The organism is Halomonas sp. PAMB 3264 (assembly GCF_031954245.1).
Classification (GTDB): domain Bacteria; phylum Pseudomonadota; class Gammaproteobacteria; order Pseudomonadales; family Halomonadaceae; genus Vreelandella.
Genome location: NZ_CP134866.1, coordinates 3,429,115 through 3,446,412 on the forward strand (window position 1 = coordinate 3,429,115; position 17,298 = coordinate 3,446,412).

Sequence of the window (17,298 nt, forward strand, 5' to 3'; positions counted from 1 at the left end):
GCCGCCTTCAGCTTGGCGACAGAACGGCGCTGTTATAAAGAGACGGTCTCACCTTACCAGGCGCTGCGTGAACGCTGATGCGAGATTTCAAGCCTGTAAGGTTTTTATACCGCAATAAGGAGTGTGACATGACGTCGATGAAAAAAGCAGTGCTGCTGCCAGCCTCCGCTCTGTTGCTCGTTGCCACCGCCGGCGCCGCCCAGGCCGACCGTTTGGGGCTCGAGCGGTTGGATGAGGTGCTGAACTACACCGCCGACTACGGTTTTACTCATATCGAAGAGCTCAGCGTCGAGGACGATAGCCGTATCGAAGCCGAGGGCTGGCTTGACGAGGAGTGGTTTGCCGACATCGAGCTCTCGCTCGATAGCGGCGAAACGCTCAAGGAGGAGCGCGAGCGCCTGGTCAGTGGCGCCTGGGGCATGAGCGAGGACGATATCCGTCAGGCGTTCGAGATGGCCCGCCAGGAAGGCATGACCGCGTTCGAGGAGATCGACATCAGCCGCAGCGGTATCATCGATATCGAAGGCCAGGCTGAAAACGGACGCGATATCGAGATCAGCGTGCGCCAGGGCTCTTTCAAGGTAGTCGAGATCGACCGCGACTGACGTTTGAGCCTAGCAGGGGCGAGCCAACGCCCGCCCCTGAGGTGCCCTAGCGACAGTCCTGACAGTTGCCGCGCGCCATGATCGCCTCGGCAATCCGCTCGACCCCCTGGCGATACGCGGCCTGACGATAGGTGATCTTTTCGTCGCGGGCGCGCTCCAGCACCCGGTTGGCCTGATCGTCGAGGGTTTCGTCCAACCGCTGGTTGACCTGCTCTTCGCTCCAGGCCTGCCCGGCGCGGTTTTGTAGCCACTCGAAGTAGCTCACGATCACGCCCCCGGTGTTGGCCAATACGTCCGGCAGCACGTCGACCCCGCGGCTTTCCAGCGCGCGATCGGCGTCGCTGGTGACCGGACCGTTGGCGATTTCGAGAATCATCCCGGCGCGAATGTCGTCCACGTTATCATTGGTGACCTGATTCTCCATCGCGGCCAGCGCCAGCACGTCGACCTCGAGCGCCAACAGCTCTTCGCCCTTGATGCCGTTGCCCTGGCGGCATTTGGCAAGCTCGCCGTGCTTCTCCTTGGCCTTTTTGGCCGACTCGATATCGAGCCCCTTTTCCTTGTAGATGCCGCCGCTGGAGTCGGACACCGCCACCACCTGATAGCCGCGCTCGCAGGCCAGGCGGGCGAAGTGGTACGCCGCGTTACCGAAGCCCTGCACCGCCACGGTGGTCTCTTCCGGCTTACGTGACTGCTGCTGCGCCCAGAGATCCAGCACCTTGAGCGCGCCGCGGCCGGTGGCCTCGACCCGGCCAGGGGATCCGCCCAGCGACAGCGGCTTGCCCGTGATCGCCGCCGGCGCCCGGCGGCGCACGATGTTCTCGTACTCATCGATCATCCAGCCCATCACCTCGGCGTCGGTGTTCATGTCTGGCGCGGGAATGTCACGATCCGGGCCCATGACGTCGGCAATAGCACGAATGTAGCCTCGCGCCAGGCGCTCACGCTCCAGCGATGAAAGCGCCTTGGCATCGACCTGGACGCCGCCCTTGCCGCCGCCAAACGGCAGCCCGGCAACCGCGCACTTCACCGCCATCCAGAAGCTGAGCGTGGTGACCTCGTGCTGATTGACCTTCGGGTGAAAACGCACGCCGCCCTTGGCCGGCCCCAGCGAGATATCGTACTGCACGCGCCAGGCAGGAAACGCCTGTAGGCGGCCGTCATCCATGCGCACCGGAATGCTGACCTGCAGCGACATTGCCGGCTGCATCAGCCGTGCGCGGGCGTCGTGGTGAATATCCAGCGCCTCGAACACCTCTTCCAGGCGCGAGCGGGCATCGTCAAAAAGCGCCGCGCCGGTTTGCGGCGTGAGCGCCTGGGCTTCGACATCAGAGTGGGGAGAGGCCGCGTTTTTCGACTCGGCGCTTTTCGAAGACGCCTGCTTTTTGCGCTTGGCGCTATCCTTCGCACTGCTTTTACCGCTATTTTTCGAATGAGCCATGAATACACTCCTTTGCATCGATGGGCCGTTGAGATCGTCAACCGCATTTAAGCGTAGCAGCCGTTTTTCGATTTCACCGCTAACGTGCAGACGCCGCCGGAGCGACGACATGCCGCCACAAAGCCCTCTTGATGCGCCCAGCGCCCCGCTCGAAGACGCCATTGCGCGCGATCTGGCGTGGCTTCTGGACGCCCCGGACATCGTCGAGCTCAACGGTTACCCGGGCCGGCCGAGCCGCGCGGCGCTGGGGCTTGCGCGCGGCGAAAAGGCCTGGCTTTTGCGCCAGGAGCCGGCGATTCGCGCGCTTTCAAAAAAGCGGGTGACGCGCATGGGCCACTACCATGAGGCGCTGTGGCATCTGCTGCTTGCCCATAGCCCCAATACCCGGCTTCTGGCGCACAACGTCGCCATTCGCGAGCGCCGCCAGACCCTGGGCGAGCTGGACATGCTCTACCGCACGCAAGCCAATCCCGCCCCCCTACATCTGGAAGTGGCGATCAAGTTCTATCTGGGACTCGATGAAGGCCCGGATGCACCGGACAGCCCCAACCGCTGGATCGGCACCGGCGGACTCGACAGCCTGGCGCGCAAGTGCGCGCACCTGCACGCTCATCAACTGCCGCTTTCCGCCACTCCGCTTGCCCGCAGTACGCTGCGCCACTGGCTCACCCCACGCGACTGTCCGGGCGAGATCGGCGAGATCACCCAGCAGGTGGCGATGCCCGGGGTGCTGTTTTACCCGTTTCACGCCACGCTGCCCCCGCCGCGAGGCGCGACCGCGCAGCACGACCGTGGGCGGTGGTGCCATCGAAAGGATTGGGAAGCGCTTTTAAAGAGCGCGGGAAAGGTGCGGCTGGCCTGGCTTGCGCGGCCGTTCTGGATGGCGCCGCCTGTCGAGGCGGCGTTTCACCCGCCGGCGGCGCTGTGGCCGCAGATCGAGGCGTGCATCGAGCGCTTCGGCCCGCAGCAGGTAATGCTGAAAGCCGATGATGGTGCGATCGAGCGCGTATTCATCGTGCCCGACGCCTGGCCGCGGGAGGTGCCGCTGCCGATCGAAACGCGGGCTTGAGGCTAGACGATCTAGACGATCTAGACGATCTAGACGATCTAGACGATGACCAGATTATCGCGGTGAATCAGCTCATGCGCTTCGATGAAGCCGAGGATCGCCTCGATCTGGTGGCTCGGCTTGCCGGCCAGCCGGCGCGCTTCGTCGGCGCCGTAATTGATCAGCCCCTTGGCAATGGAGTTGCCCTGCTCGTCCACGCAGAGCACCATATCGCCGCGCTTGAAGCTGCCCTGCACCTGACGCACGCCCACCGGCAGAAGGCTCGAGCCCTTTTCGCGCAGCACGTTCACCGCGCCGGCATCGAGAGTGAGCGTGCCGCGCACCTGGAGCTGGCCGGCGAGCCAGCGCTTGCGCGCCGCCATCGGTGCCTGGTCGGGTTTGAGGAGCGTGCCCAGCGCCTCGCCGGCCATGATGCGCGTGATCACCTCGGGCTGGCGGCCGCTGGCGATGATCGTCAGCGCCCCGGAGCGCGCGGCGAGCTTGGCAGCGCGCACCTTGGTGCTCATACCGCCCCGGCCCAGCGCCCCGCCGCTACCGGCCACGGCGGCGAGCTTCGGGTCGTCGGCCCGACCCTCCTGGATCAGGGTGGCGCTGGGGTCGTGACGCGGGTCGGCGTCGAACAGCCCCTCCTGGTCGGTGAGCAGCACCAGCGCGTCGGCCTCCAGCAGGTTCGCTACTAAAGCGCCCAGGGTGTCGTTGTCGCCAAAGCGGATCTCGTCGGTGACCACGGTATCGTTTTCGTTGACCACCGGCACCACGCGCATTTCGACCAGCGTGCGCAGCGCCGACAGCGCGTTGAGGTAGCGCTTGCGATCGGAAAGATCGTCGTGGGTCAGCAGAATTTGGGCGGTGAGCATGGCGTGGCGGGCGAAGTGCTGCTCGTAGCACTGGGTCAGGCCGTTCTGGCCCACAGCGGCGGCGGCCTGGAGTTCGTGTACCGCGCTCGGCCGGGCCTGCCAGCCAAGGCGCACCATGCCTGCCGCCACCGCGCCGGAAGAGACCAGCACGACCTCGACGCCGCGCCCGTGAAGCGCGGCGATCTGATCGACCCAGGCACCGATGGCCACGTCATCGAGGCCCCGCCCGTCGTCGGTGATCAGGGCGCTGCCGATTTTCACCACCACGCGGCGCGCGCCCGTCAGTACCTCCCGGCCCGGCCACTGCTCACGATGTTCCATGCCACCTCACTCCTGCCCGCCACGTTACAAGCTCGATGGCGACAATACGTTGAACGTTACTGCCAGGCCCGCTGACTGCTGCGAGCCTGCGGGCCCCTTCGCCTTGCCGTCAGGGCGCGTACTCGACGTCGACATCGTAATCGTCGTCATCGAAGTCGTCATCGTCTTCGACGTTGCGCTTTCTGCGGTTATGGGTCAGACGCGCCTCGGTGCGGGCGACGGACTCTTCCTCCATGCGCCGGCGCATCTCCTGCTCGCGCTCGAAGGCCTCTTCGTCCTCGTTTTCAAGACGCTGCTGGTCGGTGAGCCAGCGGTGCGCCGCCTGTACAAGTTTCTCGGTGCCGTCACTCGAAATTGCCGAGATCTGAAACACCGGGCCGTCCCAATCGAGCGCGTCGATCACGGCCTGGGCGCGCGCTTCGCGCTCCTCTTCGGGCAGCAGGTCGAACTTGTTGAGCACCAGCCAGCGCGGGCGCTCGGAGAGCGCCGGGGAAAACTCCCCCAGCTCACGCACGATCGCCTTCGCCGCATCGACCGGGTCGGACTCGTCGAACGGCGCGATATCCACCACGTGGAACAACAGCCGGGTGCGGGTCAGGTGCTTCAAAAAGCGAAGCCCAAGGCCGGCGCCGTCGGAGGCGCCTTCGATCAGCCCGGGCACGTCCGCCATGACGAAGTGCTCGTGCATGCCGAGCTTCACCACGCCCAGGTTCGGCACGAGTGTCGTGAAGGGGTAGTTCGCGACCTTCGGCTTGGCCGCCGACACCGAGCGGATCAGGGTGGATTTACCCGCGTTGGGCATACCCAGAAGGCCCACGTCCGCCATCACCTTCATTTCCAGACGCAGGTTGCGCCGGTCGCCTTCGGTGCCAGGCGTGGTGCGCCTGGGCGCCCGGTTGGTCGAGGACTTGAAGTGAATGTTGCCAAGCCCGCGGCGCCCGCCTTCGGCGACCAACACCACTTCGCCGATCTCGGTGACGTCGGCGATCACTTCCAGCGTGTCTTCGTCGATCACCGTGGTACCAACCGGCACCTTGACGTGCAGATCCTCACCGGCCTTACCGCTCATCTGGCGGCCCATGCCGCCCTGACCGTTTTCAGCCTTGTAAAAGCGCTGGTACTTGAAATCGATCAAGGTGTTCAGCGCATCGTCACCGATCAGGTAGACGCTGCCGCCGTGGCCGCCGTCGCCGCCGTCGGGGCCGCCCTTGGGCACGTATTTTTCGCGGCGAAAGCTCAGACAGCCGTTGCCGCCCTTGCCTGCCTCGACAATGATCGAGGCCTCATCGACGAACTGCATTGAATTCTCCCGGCCGCTTTCGCCGCCCTTTTCCCCTGCCTTGAGCGCAGGGGGTTAAACAGACAAAAAAGCCCCGCCAATGCGGGGCTTTTCTTTCGTTCACTCGTCCAAGCGGCTAAGCGCTTACTCGGAAACGATGCTCACGAATTTACGGTTGTGCGGGCCCTTGGTCTGGAACTGCACCTTACCGTCGGTCAGAGCGAACAGCGTATGGTCGCGACCGATGCCAACGCCGGTGCCGGCGTGAAAACGGGTGCCGCGCTGACGCACGATGATGTTACCCGCGGTGGCCGCCTGGCCGCCGAAGAGTTTTACACCAAGGCGTTTGGATTCGGAATCGCGACCGTTACGCGTGGAGCCGGCTGCCTTTTTATGTGCCATCGAAATAGCCTCCTAATCAGGGGAATAGACCGTGTTAAACGGAAATTCCGGTAATTTTGACTTCGGTGAACCACTGACGGTGGCCCTGACGCTTCATGCTGTGCTTACGGCGACGAAACTTGATGATGTTCACTTTTTCGCCGCGGCCGTGCGAAACGATTTCAGCGGAGACTTTCGCGCCGCTGATCATCGGTGCACCGATGTTGAAATCGTCGCCGTCTGCGACCATCAGCACTTCTTCGAAATCGATGGATTCGCCGGTGGCGACTTCGATTTTCTCGAGCTTGAGGGTCTGGCCTTCCTGAACGCGGTACTGCTTGCCACCGCTTTTGATAATTGCGTACATGTCGCTCTCCGGACTCGTCGTTGAAGCTGGCCCCTTTAAGCCAGCGCTCATCACTTACGCGCTTTCGCGTCGTGCTCTTAAGACCTGCGGCGAGTGGCGCCCCTTTCGGCAGCCATCTGACAGGGAGCATGATGAGTGGGTCGCGGATTATAGCGATGATCGATCTTTACCACAAGCCCCCAGGGGCGTGTCAATTGGCGTGGTGCGGCTCGCCAGCGGCTCGCCGGTGGCTTCGCCTTGACGCCTTACAGGTGGCCCCATAGCATAATCCCCACTCAGGGCGGTAATGGCCGCTTTTCACCTGCTGCGATGACCCTATTTCATGACTAACGTCTCTCCCCAAACGCCTGTCAGCCCCACGCCTTCACCGCTGCACGCCGTGGTGGCGGGCGAGTTCGAGGCCGTTAACCGCACCATTGTCGAGCAGCTCAACTCCAACGTCCCGCTGGTCGAAACCATCGGTCAGTACATCATCGAAAGCGGCGGCAAGCGCATGCGCCCACTTTTAGTGCTGCTGGCCGCGCGTGCGCTGGGCTACGAAGGCGACAAACACATCACGCTCGCCACCCTGATCGAGTTCATGCACACCTCGACCCTTTTGCACGACGACGTGGTTGACGACTCGCACCTGCGCCGCGGCAAGAAAACCGCCAACGACGCCTGGGGCAACGCACCGTCGGTGCTGGTGGGAGACTTTCTCTACTCGCGCTCGTTTCAGATGATGGTCAGCGTCGGCTCCATGCGCATCATGGCGATCCTGTCGAGCGCGACCTGTATCATTGCCGAAGGCGAAGTGTTGCAGCTCACCAACATCGGCAACCCGAGCTTGTCTGAAGAGGCCTATTTCGAAACCATCCAGGGCAAGACCGCGATGCTGTTCGAGGCAGCCTCCCACAGCGGCGCGGTGCTCGCCGAGGCCACGCCCGAGCAGGAGCAGGCGCTTCAGCACTACGGCCGCTACCTGGGGCTCGCCTTCCAGCTGATCGACGATCTGCTCGACTACCAGGGCGACGCTGATGCGATGGGCAAGAACGTCGGCGACGACCTGGCCGAAGGCAAGCCGACGCTGCCCTTGATCAACGCCATGGAGCGCGGCACACCCGAGGAGGCCAAGCTGATTCGTCAGGCGATCCGCAAGGGCGGGCTCGAGCAGCTCGATGAGGTGCTCGCCATCGTTCACCGCACCGGCGCGCTCGAATATACCCGTGAACGCGCGGTAGAAATGGTCGAGCGCGCGCTCGCCGAGCTCGAAAAGCTGCCGCAAAGCGCGTACCGCGACAGCATGGCTGAGCTTGCCCGTGTGGCGATCGAGCGCCAGTCCTGATTCACGCCCGACATTATTCACGCCCGACATTGACGAGTATTTTTGAATTACCTCTTGAAAAACCCGAGGCGCGGGCGTAAGATTCATCCCCGTTATTGAGCGCCGGAATATAGCTCAGCTTGGTAGAGCGCTGCCTTCGGGAGGCAGAGGTCGTAGGTTCGAATCCTGCTATTCCGACCAGAAATTGTTACAAAAATGGCCACTTAGCTTTTTAAAGCAGGTGGCCATTTTTTTGTGCCCAACATTCCCTGGTAGTCTACTTTCATTACGTTAGCGCCTTTCACTGGGCGGCAAACCCGCCATTTCGCCACCTGATTCGAGCAACGTCATGCTTTTAAACATTCTACTGTGGGTCGTCCGTGGCCTGACCCTTGCGTTGATCACGGTCAGCCTGCTTCCTGAAATCCCCAGCGGCCACTGGGCGATCCGGCTGTGGGAGTTTCCCCGCTTGCAACTGAGCCTGGTCATCGCGGTCACGCTGTTACTGCTGACCCTGCACGCCTGGTTGGCCCGTGCCCGCAAGGAGCACGCGGTACTTCTGGTGGCGCTGCTGGCAACGGGCGCGTGGCAGGGCTCCCACATTCTACCCTTTACGCCGGTGTGGCCTGACGAAGTGGCCGAGGCCAGCGCCCAAACGCTTTCGAATCAGTCCACGTTCAAGATCATGACCGCCAACCTCGACTTCCAGAATGACCGCTACGAAGAGGCGCTGGAGGTGATAAAGCGCGAGGACCCGGACATCGCACTGCTCATCGAAGTCGATAGCGGCTGGGAGGATGGCCTGGCGCCGCTGGACGAGCTTTATGAGTACCGCGAGGGGGACGTGCGCGGTGAGGGGCTCGGCATCGTGGTCTGGTCGCGCATTCCACTGCAAAACGCCCGGGTCGAGCACCTGGTGTCCGAGCGTCGCGCGTCGATCTTTGCAACGCTTGACGTGCCGGGCATCGGGCCCGTTCGCTACGCGGGCATTCATCCGGTGCCGCCGGGGCTCAAGGAGCGCACCCCCAACGACGGCGGTGAAACCGAGCGCCGGAATAGCCGGGAGCGCGACGCCGAGCTGATGCTGGTAGCCGAACGCGTGGCCGAGGACGCGGACAACCGCTGGATCGTGACCGGCGACTTCAACGATGCCGCCTGGTCCAATACCACGCGGCTGTTCAAGGAGCTGAGCGAGCTCAAGGACCCGCGCCGGGGAAGAGGACTCTTGAGCACGTACCACACCGAGTACCCCCTGTGGCGCTACCCGATCGATCACATGTTCGTCTCCGACGGCTTTGAGCTCGTCGAGCTCGACCGCGTCACCATCGAAGGGTCGGATCATTTCGCCATCACGACGACATTGACCGCCGCCGCCAAGGACCAGGCGCCGCCGGATGCGCCACAAGAGGCGCAACAGGACGCCGACGAACTGATAGAGGAAGGCGCCAAGGATGCCAGCGAGCAGGGCGTCAGCAGCTAAACAGCAGCGCTGACCGACAAGGGCCACCCGGCATCAAGGCGGGTGGCCTTTTTGATGGGCGGCGCTTGGCGATCACCCACCATCCAGAGCATGCATCGACGCCACCAGATCGTTGAAGCGCTCGCCCTGCACCATGACGTGCTCGCGCAGCAGCTGCTCGGCGCGGAGGCCGTCGCCCGCCTCGATGGCGGCGACGATCGCTTCGTGCTCGGCCAGCGAGCTTTCGACGCGCATTCGCACCTGAAGCTGCAGCCGACGGTAGGGCTGTAGCAGCGCGTGCAGGCGAGCGGCTTCCTGGGCGAGAAAGTGGTTATGGCTCGCCGCGTAGATGCAGTGGTGAAAGACGCTGTTGTCATAGTAGTAGCCGTTGGCATCGTGCTCCTCGGCGCGGGCGCGACACGCCTTGAGCGCCTCACTCAGCGCGGCGCGCTCGTCGTCGGTAATGCGCCGGGCGGCCAGGCGCCCGCAAAGACCCTCCAGCTCCGCCATCACCTCGAAGCGCTCGACCAGCTCAGTGACGCCCAAGCGAGTGACGAACGTGCCGCGTTTGGGCACGACCTGCACCATGCCGGACATCGCAAGCTGTTGAATCGCCTCACGGATCGGCGTGCGCGAGCACGCGTACTCGAGCGCCAACGCATCCGGGTCGAGCCGCTCCCCCGGCGTAAAGCGCCCGGCGATGATCGCGTCCTCGAGAAGATCACGCAGCCGCTGCGCCTGGGATATCTTCGCCATAAGTCTACCCCCTGCTTCCTTGACTCATAAATTCTTTACCTATATTTGTTATATACAACATGACGCGCTGTTTAATACTTACCACGCTAAGAGACAATGATAAAGCGCTGGCATCGTCACCGGCAGACTGCCCACCCGATAAACTCAAAGGCTGATGCGCATGAACACGAATATGACGTTTCTTCAGGGGCTGCTCACCAATATCAGCTCGCGTACCCGGCAGCTCAGTAGCGCTCTGGGCACCGACAAGGAGAGTGAAAACCACTTCACTGCCCTGAAAGCGGCCTGCCAGGGCCTGATGGGCCGCACCGGTGAAGCCTCGCAAATTCTGATGGCCCAGCAGGCGCTGGCCCATTACCGCGCGCTCGACGATGAGGAGAAGCTGGCGTTTTTCCAGCTGCTGGCCAACGACTACGCCGCCGAGCCCGCCGATATTCACAGCGCCTACGCGGTGTACCGCGAGCACGAAGATAACGCCTCGCTCGAGAAGCTGTTCAATGCCTGCGAGCCGCGCCGCCAGACGCTGTTGCGCCGCTTGAACCTCTGCCCCGGCGGCACCTTCGATCTGGTCAACATGCGTGCGGATCTGCTCAAGTGCCTGCGCCAATCGCCGGAGCTCTCGGCGCTGGATAGCGACTTTGCGCACCTGTTCAACTCCTGGTTCAACCGCGGCTTTTTGATGCTCGAAAGCATCGATTGGAACACCCCGGCGGCGGTGCTGGAGAAGATCATCCGCTATGAGGCGGTGCACGAAATCGGCGATTGGCACGACCTGCGCCGCCGGCTCGACCCGGACGATCGCCGCTGCTATGCCTTTTTCCACCCGGCCACCGGCGACGAGCCGCTGATCTTCGTGGAAGTAGCGCTGTGCGACGGCATTCCCGGCAACGTCCAGCGCATTCTCGAGCACGGCGAGGAGCTGCCGCTCGAAGACGCCGACACGGCGGTGTTCTACAGCATCAGCAACTGCCAGGCCGGGCTCAAGGGCGTGTCCTTCGGTAACTTTTTGATCAAGCAGGTAGTTCAGGAGCTGAGCCGCGAGCTTCCGCAGATCAAGAACTTCGTCACCCTTTCGCCGGTGCCGGGTTTCGCCGACTGGCTCGACGAGGCGCGCAAGGAGGCAACGCTGTCCGAGGAGCTCACCGCTTACCTCGACACCCACGAAAGCGAGGAGCTCTCCTCCAGCGCCCACAAGGAGTTCATGCGCCTGGCGTCGCACTATCTGGTCGACGTGAAGCATAAAAGCGGCCAGCCCCTGAACCCGGTGGCGCGCTTTCACCTGGGCAACGGCGCGAGCCTGCATCGGCTGAACTGGCGGGCGGATACGTCATCAAAAGGCCTCAAGCAGGCCCACGGTTTGATGGTGAACTACCTCTACCAGCTCAATCGCATCGAACAGAACCACGAGGCGTACAGCGCCAACCACACAGTGGTGTGCGCCAGCGACATTCGTCGTCAGGCCAATCAGGCGAGCCAGTATTTCGAGACGAAAACACCGGCCAAGGCGTAACGCCCCCGATCACGGCTGACGACAAAAACAAGGAGTCATTTATGAACCATAACCTTTACCTGCACTTTTACCCACACTTCGAGCGCGCCCCGGACAAGGTGCTGATGGACACGCTCGACGGCCAGCGCTACCACTATCAGGACGTTCTGAGCCTGAGCCGGCGCTTTGCAAGCGTGCTGTTGGAGCTCGGCGTCGAGCCCGGCGACCGGGTCGCCGTTCAGGTCGACAAGAGCCCCGAGATCGTCATGCTCTATCTCGCCTGCCTGCAGGTCGGCGCGGTCTATTTGCCGCTCAACGTCGCCTACACCGACAGCGAGATCGACTACTTTTTGGGTGACGCCGAGCCGCGCCTGTTCGTCTGCCGCCCAGAGGTGCTGGAAAACGCCCGCGAGATCGCCGAAAAGGCCGGCGTGGCCCGCGTCGAAAGCCTGGGCACCAAAGCCGACGGCACGCTGATGGACAAGGCCGCCGATGCTTTCGAGACCACCACGGTCAGCGAAGTCGGCGCCGATGATCTGGCGGCGATTCTCTACACCTCTGGCACCACCGGGCGCTCCAAGGGCGCCATGCTGAGCCACCAGAACCTGGCCTCCAACAGCCAGGCGCTGACGAAGGCCTGGCACTACAGCGAAAACGATCACCTGATCCACGCGCTGCCGATCTTTCACACCCACGGGCTGTTCGTGGCCTGTAACGTCACGCTGATCAACGGCGCCTCGATGACGTTTTTGCCCAAGCTCGACGTCGATGAGCTGCTCGATTTGATGCCCCACTCGACCGTGCTGATGGGCGTGCCGACCTTCTACACCCGCCTTCTGGCAAGCCCGCGCCTGAACCGCGACGTGGTCGCCAACATGCGCCTGTTCATCTCGGGCTCCGCGCCGCTTCTGGCCGAAACCCACGAGGATTTTAGCGCGCGCACCGGCCACGCCATTCTCGAGCGCTACGGCATGACCGAGACCAACATGAACACCTCCAACCCGTACGACGGCGAGCGCCGCCCGGGCACGGTGGGTATGCCGCTGCCTGGCGTCACCGTGCGCATCACCGACCGCGAAACCGGCGCCGAGCTTCCCCAGGGCGAGACCGGGCTGGTCGAGCTCACCGGGCCCAACGTGTTCCAGGGCTACTGGCGCATGCCGGAGAAGACCCAGGCAGAGTTTCGTGAAGACGGCTACTTCATCACCGGCGATCTGGGCCTGATCGACGAGAAGGGTTACCTCAATATCGTCGGCCGCGACAAGGACCTGGTGATCTCCGGCGGCTACAACGTCTACCCCAAGGAGATCGAGCAGATCATCGACGATATGGAAGGCGTCGAGGAGTCCGCGGTGATCGGCGTGCGTCACACGGACTTGGGCGAAGGCGTGGTCGCCGTGGTGGTGCCAAAAACCCAGGGCGCGGTGAGCGAGGAGCAGGTACTCGAAGCGCTCAAGGGCGAGCTTGCCCGCTACAAGCAGCCCAAGCGGGTCTTCTTCGTGGATGCGCTGCCGCGCAACGTGATGGGCAAGGTGCAGAAAAACCAGCTGCGCGACGCCCACGCCGATACCTTCAGCGCCGGGCGCACCGCCACCAGCGCTTGATTCGCGCCATCATCCAATTCACTCCATCGACGGGGCGCTCACCACTCACCAAGCGCCCCTCACACAACAACGACAATTAAAAAGGACATCGCCATGGTCATTTACGGAGTCGCGCTGCTGGCCGGCTGCATGCTGTTCGGCCTGTGGGCGGGTGACGTGCTGGGCATGCTGCTCGGCGTGGAATCCAACGTGGGCGGCGTGGGCATCGCCATGCTGCTGCTGATCTTTCTGGGCGGCTATCTGATCGACAAGAAGAAGATGCCCCCCAGCACCGAAAGCGGCATCACCTTCTGGAACGGGATGTACATCCCCATCGTGGTCGCGATGGCAGCCAGCCAAAACGTGGCCGCCGCCATCGACGGCGGCCTGATCGCACTGCTGGCAGCCCTTGTGGCGGTCGGCGCAAGCTTTGCGCTGGTGCCGGCGCTGACGCGCCTGGGCCAGCCCAAACCAGGCGCCCAGGCCCCGGTCGACGAGACGCCGGTCAACAAGGTCGCCTCGCGCGCCCCTGACGACACGCGCTCGACCTCTACCTCACGCCCCCACCACGCCCGCTAAGGAGCTGCCCTCATGCTCGATTCACTCCTCACACAGCTCGAAAAGCAGCACCTGATCGCCGCCTTCGCCCTGGTAGGCGCGGCCATGTACGTGTCGTACCTGGTGAGCGACAAGCTGACCAAAGGCCGGGTTCACGGCTCCGCCATCGCTATCATGGTGGGCCTGGCGCTCGCCTACGTCGGCGGCGTTTACACCGGCGGCAGCAAGGGCCTGGCGGATATCAGCCTGTTCGCCGGGCTGGGCCTGATGGGCGGCGGCATGCTGCGCGATCTGGCGATCATCGCCACCGCCTACGGCGTGCGCTTTCAGGAGATTCGCCAGGCCGGCATCAGCGGCGTGCTCGCGCTCTTTCTCGGTGTGATCGTCTCGTTCATCGCCGGTGTGGCCATCGCCTACGCCTTTGGCTACCGCGACCCGGCCAACCTCACCACCATCGGCGCCGGCACGGTGACCTACATCGTCGGCCCGATCGCCGGCGCCTCCATCGGCGCCTCGTCGGAAGTCATCGCGCTCTCGATTGCCGCCGGCCTATTCAAGTCGATTCTGGTGATGGTGCTCACGCCCATCGCCGCGCGCCATATCGGCCTTGATAACCCGCGCTCGGCGATGATCTTCGGCGGGCTGATGGGCACCACCAGCGGCGTGGCGGCAGGCTTGGCCGCCACCGACCCGAAGCTCGTGCCGTACGGGGCGATGACCGCGACCTTCTACACCGGCCTGGGTGCCCTGCTCGCCCCGTCGCTGCTGTACTTCTGCGTACGGGCGCTGTTCTGATCCAGCCGGCAACGGCTGCAAGGCAAAGCGCCGTGGCGATCGCCACGGCGCTTTTTTTATCGCTGTCATGGGGCCGGTTGCTCAACCCGCCTCGACCGCCGCGCGCCCCTTGACCAGTGAGCGCGTAAGCATTGCGTAGGCCACCGCGCCGCAGGCGGCCATGGCGAGTACCACCGCCCCCAGAGTGTGAGGCAGCACGGTCGAAAGCCCGCTCAAGATACCGGCGATGCCGAACTGGGCCGCGCCCAAAAGCGCGGCGGCGGTGCCGCCGCTGGTGGGAAAGAACTCGAGAAAGCAGGCCTGGATGTTGGGCGAGATCGCGCCTACCGCGCCGATGGTCAGCATCATCGCCGGGACGAAGAGATAAAGCGGCGCCTGGAGAAACGTCGCGGCCAGTAGCAGCACCATGCCCACCGCTTGGCAGGCGGTGGCCAGCTGCAGAATACGCAGCGAAGGCAGGCGCGACAGCAGCACCCGGTTGAGCACGTTGAACACGAACATGGCGACGATATTGGCGGCGAACAGCAGCGAAAACGTCGAGGCGTCCTGTTCGAAGTGCCCCTGGTAGATGAACGAGGCGTAGGTAATGAACATCATCATGACCGAGAACGACCCCGCCTGCCAGGCGATGAACGGCAGCGCCGGTTTGGTCGAGAGCACCAGTTTGTAGCGCGCCAGCAGGCTCATTTCGGCCCCCTTAACGCGCGAGACCTTGCCGCTGCCGGTGAACAGCACCTTGATCAACAGCGGCACCAGCGCCAGTGCATAAAGTGCCAGCGCGAAGAAGATGTAGTGCCAGGAGCCGAGCGCCAGGATTGCGCTGCCCACGCTCGGCGCGATGCCGGGGGCCAGCACGATGATGAAGCCCATCATCGAGAACAGTTTGGCGGCGTCGCGCCCGGCCACCCGGTCACGCACCAGCGCCGGCACCGACACCAGCGTCCAGCCGGCGCCGAACGCCTGCACGGCCCGCCCGCCCAGCAGTACCTCCAGCGACTCCGCCATGCCGATGGCGATACTTGCAACGATAAAGATCGCAAGCCCGCCCATCAGCACGCGCTGGCGCCCGAAGCGGTCCGACAGCGCCCCACCGATCAGTTGCCCCACCGCCATCATGAACACGTACACCGAAACGCTCAGCGACACCGCCTGCTGCGAAATGCCGAGCGACTCACCAATTTCCGGAAACGCCGGCAGATAGGTGTCCATGGAAAAGGGGCCCAGCATGATGGTCATGGCAAGGCACAGCACCACGATGAAAGGCGTTCTGGTTTGGGGCATGGGAACTCGCAGGCATTAGCGTCAGAGGGGGTTGAAGTAACGTTATGATAGATTTTTGCGCTGCCCGCGGCCAGTCGCGGCGGGATCAAACGGCCAGCCACGCCGGCGCCTCACGCGCTAGATGCCCTGTCAGCGCGCTTGAGAGCTCGACGCCCTGGCTCACCCGCCCCGTCGTATGGCGGCTGATCGATGTGGGGGTCGCGCTGATGATGATCACGGTCGCCCTTCAGCTGATCTTCGGAGCGACGTTTTGAGCGATGCGAGGCTTTGGACGATGCAAGATTTTGAACGATGCGACGTTTTGAAAGAGCCACGCTGTAAAAATAGCCTGCTAACAGATGTGCTACTCTAGCCGATCGCTATCGATCGAAACCGGAGAGCCGTCATTCACCACGCGACCCACACCAAGGCGGTACTACTGTTCGCCAGCACCATGACCGTAATGTCCGGCGCGATCATCTCGCCGGCGCTGCCCGGCATCGGCCGCTTCTACGCGGACGCCCCCCAGGTGCTGATCCAGCTGATTTTGACGCTGCCAGCACTAATGATCACGCTGTTCAGCCCGCTGATGGGCTATCTGGCCGACCGCTTCGGGCGCAAGCCGCTGCTCATACTGATGCTCTCGATCTACGGGCTGGCCGGCGCCTCGGGCTTTTTGATCGATAGCGTGAATCTTCTGCTGGCCTCAAGAGCGCTGATGGGCGTGGCGGTGGCGGGTATCCTGAGCATCAGCACGACGCTGGTGGGCGATTACTTCAGCGGCGCCGAGCGGGTGCGATTTCTGGGGCTTCAAAGCAGCGCCATGGCGCTGGGCGGAGTGATTTTCATCAACCTGGGCGGGCTGTTGTCCGACTGGAGCTGGCGGGGGCCGTTTCTTTTGTATCTCACCGGCGTGCTGCTGCTGCCCTACGCGCTGATGGTGCTGCGCGAGCCGCACCGGACGACAAGCGATAACGCCGCGTCTCAGGCGCCGGCGGTACGGCTTGATCTCTGGCGCACCGGGCTTGCCTATCTGATCGGCATGATCAGCATGATGATGTTCTACCTGTTTCCCGCCCAGCTGCCGTTTCTGCTGGCAAGCCAGGGGATCGAAAGCGGGCTGGCCATCGGCGTGGCGCTCTCCATGGCGGCGCTGACCGCTAGCTTGATGAGCTTTTGCTACGCTCGGGTGAAAGCACGCTGCTCGGTGATGACGATCTACGTGCTGGGCTTTCTCATCGCCGCGCTGGGCCTGTTCATTACCGGCGCCGCCCGGGGCTACGCCATGGCGATGGTGGGCGCGGCGGTGTCCGGGCTGGGTTTGGGGCTCTTCATGCCCAACACCACCACCTGGTTGATGCGCATCGCCCCGGAGCGGGTGCGTGCGCGGGTATTTGGTGGCTTCACCGCGACCTTCTTCTTCGGCCAGTTCATCTCGCCGATAATGGTCTCCGGGGTATCGACCTGGCTCGATTCGCTGCGCGAGGTGTACCTGGCGATGGGGCTTTTATGTCTGGTGCTCGCTCTAGTGCTCACGGTGCTGAGCCGAACGTACCTGAAGGCCGATAGCCAGCTTTGACGCTGGCCAAGCGAACGGGATCAACACGCCCGGCGGCGCGTTCACTAAACGTCAATAGAGATCAAATAAAAGCGCTTGTCAGCGCTTTTTTTGGCTATCTTGAAAGTGTGGTGCGTCCCTTAAAAGACGAACAACAACTCCGGTTTTTTCCATGGAAGACCGCCTTGCGCCTTTTGGCCCGGGACGGCTAGAGAAG

At 63.4% G+C, this 17,298-nt stretch carries 17 protein-coding genes and 1 tRNA gene; 10 read left to right on the forward strand and 8 right to left on the reverse strand.

The window, feature by feature from the left end; genetic code table 11:
• Positions 1-128 precede the first annotated feature (128 nt).
• Complete coding sequence (locus tag RN347_RS15565; RefSeq protein ID WP_311958868.1) at positions 129-605, forward strand: PepSY domain-containing protein; 477 nt, start codon at positions 129-131, stop codon at positions 603-605.
• Positions 606-651: 46 nt separating this feature from the next.
• On the opposite strand, the gene RN347_RS15570 is transcribed toward RN347_RS15565, so the two are convergent.
• Positions 652-2,046 carry a Glu/Leu/Phe/Val dehydrogenase gene (locus RN347_RS15570; protein ID WP_263585913.1) on the reverse strand — a complete coding sequence of 465 codons (1,395 nt, stop codon included), beginning with the start codon at positions 2,044-2,046 and terminating at the stop codon, positions 652-654.
• A 109-nt stretch (positions 2,047-2,155) separates the two neighbouring features.
• On the opposite strand from RN347_RS15570, the gene RN347_RS15575 reads away from it, so the two are divergent.
• Complete coding sequence (locus RN347_RS15575; protein ID WP_311958869.1) at positions 2,156-3,115, forward strand: DUF1853 family protein; 960 nt, start codon at positions 2,156-2,158, stop codon at positions 3,113-3,115.
• Positions 3,116-3,153: 38 nt separating this feature from the next.
• Here RN347_RS15575 and proB read toward each other — a convergent pair whose 3' ends face one another.
• The 4 genes from proB to rplU all read right to left on the reverse strand — a co-directional run bounded on the left by proB (position 3,154) and on the right by rplU (position 6,320).
• A complete protein-coding gene (gene proB / locus RN347_RS15580; RefSeq protein WP_311958870.1) occupies positions 3,154-4,293 on the reverse strand; it encodes a glutamate 5-kinase in 1,140 nt (379 codons plus the stop codon).
• Positions 4,294-4,402: 109 nt separating this feature from the next.
• The gene (gene cgtA, locus RN347_RS15585) at positions 4,403-5,593 is read right to left on the reverse strand and encodes an Obg family GTPase CgtA (RefSeq protein ID WP_263585910.1); all 1,191 of its coding nucleotides are present in this window, start codon (positions 5,591-5,593) and stop codon (positions 4,403-4,405) included.
• Between the two features lie 123 nt (positions 5,594-5,716).
• Positions 5,717-5,974, reverse strand: a complete 258-nt coding sequence (gene rpmA, locus RN347_RS15590; RefSeq protein ID WP_263585909.1) for a 50S ribosomal protein L27 — start codon at positions 5,972-5,974, stop codon at positions 5,717-5,719.
• A gap of 34 nt (positions 5,975-6,008) precedes the next feature.
• Entirely contained in the window at positions 6,009-6,320 is a 312-nt protein-coding gene (rplU, locus tag RN347_RS15595; RefSeq protein WP_252105958.1) for a 50S ribosomal protein L21, read from the reverse strand.
• A gap of 322 nt (positions 6,321-6,642) precedes the next feature.
• Between rplU and ispB the strand changes: the two genes are divergently transcribed.
• The 3 genes from ispB (at position 6,643) to RN347_RS15610 (ending at position 9,103) form a co-directional block, all read left to right on the forward strand.
• Complete coding sequence (gene ispB / locus RN347_RS15600) at positions 6,643-7,644, forward strand: octaprenyl diphosphate synthase (protein WP_311958871.1); 1,002 nt, start codon at positions 6,643-6,645, stop codon at positions 7,642-7,644.
• A 103-nt stretch (positions 7,645-7,747) separates the two neighbouring features.
• Positions 7,748-7,824, forward strand: a tRNA-Pro gene (locus RN347_RS15605).
• 148 nt (positions 7,825-7,972) lie between these two features.
• The gene (locus tag RN347_RS15610; RefSeq protein WP_263585907.1) at positions 7,973-9,103 is read left to right on the forward strand and encodes an endonuclease/exonuclease/phosphatase family protein; all 1,131 of its coding nucleotides are present in this window, start codon (positions 7,973-7,975) and stop codon (positions 9,101-9,103) included.
• Positions 9,104-9,175: 72 nt separating this feature from the next.
• Here the strand turns inward: RN347_RS15610 and RN347_RS15615 are convergent, their stop codons facing one another.
• Entirely contained in the window at positions 9,176-9,838 is a 663-nt protein-coding gene (locus tag RN347_RS15615; protein WP_311958872.1) for a GntR family transcriptional regulator, read from the reverse strand.
• A 160-nt stretch (positions 9,839-9,998) separates the two neighbouring features.
• On the opposite strand from RN347_RS15615, the gene RN347_RS15620 reads away from it, so the two are divergent.
• The 4 genes from RN347_RS15620 (at position 9,999) to madM (ending at position 14,263) form a co-directional block, all read left to right on the forward strand.
• The gene (locus RN347_RS15620; RefSeq protein WP_311958873.1) at positions 9,999-11,348 is read left to right on the forward strand and encodes a malonyl-CoA decarboxylase; all 1,350 of its coding nucleotides are present in this window, start codon (positions 9,999-10,001) and stop codon (positions 11,346-11,348) included.
• Positions 11,349-11,389: 41 nt separating this feature from the next.
• The gene (locus RN347_RS15625; RefSeq protein ID WP_311958874.1) at positions 11,390-12,931 is read left to right on the forward strand and encodes a malonyl-CoA synthase; all 1,542 of its coding nucleotides are present in this window, start codon (positions 11,390-11,392) and stop codon (positions 12,929-12,931) included.
• Between the two features lie 93 nt (positions 12,932-13,024).
• Positions 13,025-13,489 (forward strand): malonate transporter subunit MadL, encoded by a 465-nt coding sequence (gene madL / locus RN347_RS15630; RefSeq protein WP_263585904.1) that lies wholly within the window; start codon positions 13,025-13,027, stop codon positions 13,487-13,489.
• A 12-nt stretch (positions 13,490-13,501) separates the two neighbouring features.
• Positions 13,502-14,263, forward strand: a complete 762-nt coding sequence (madM, locus tag RN347_RS15635; protein WP_311958875.1) for a malonate transporter subunit MadM — start codon at positions 13,502-13,504, stop codon at positions 14,261-14,263.
• Between the two features lie 81 nt (positions 14,264-14,344).
• On the opposite strand, the gene RN347_RS15640 is transcribed toward madM, so the two are convergent.
• Positions 14,345-15,544: a multidrug effflux MFS transporter gene (locus RN347_RS15640; RefSeq protein WP_311958876.1), complete on the reverse strand. Its 1,200-nt coding sequence runs from the start codon at positions 15,542-15,544 to the stop codon at positions 14,345-14,347.
• Positions 15,545-15,629: 85 nt separating this feature from the next.
• Positions 15,630-15,761 carry a hypothetical protein gene (locus RN347_RS15645; RefSeq protein WP_311958877.1) on the reverse strand — a complete coding sequence of 44 codons (132 nt, stop codon included), beginning with the start codon at positions 15,759-15,761 and terminating at the stop codon, positions 15,630-15,632.
• 216 nt (positions 15,762-15,977) lie between these two features.
• On the opposite strand from RN347_RS15645, the gene RN347_RS15650 reads away from it, so the two are divergent.
• Positions 15,978-17,102, forward strand: a complete 1,125-nt coding sequence (locus RN347_RS15650; protein WP_311958878.1) for an MFS transporter — start codon at positions 15,978-15,980, stop codon at positions 17,100-17,102.
• Positions 17,103-17,298: the final 196 nt, after the last annotated feature.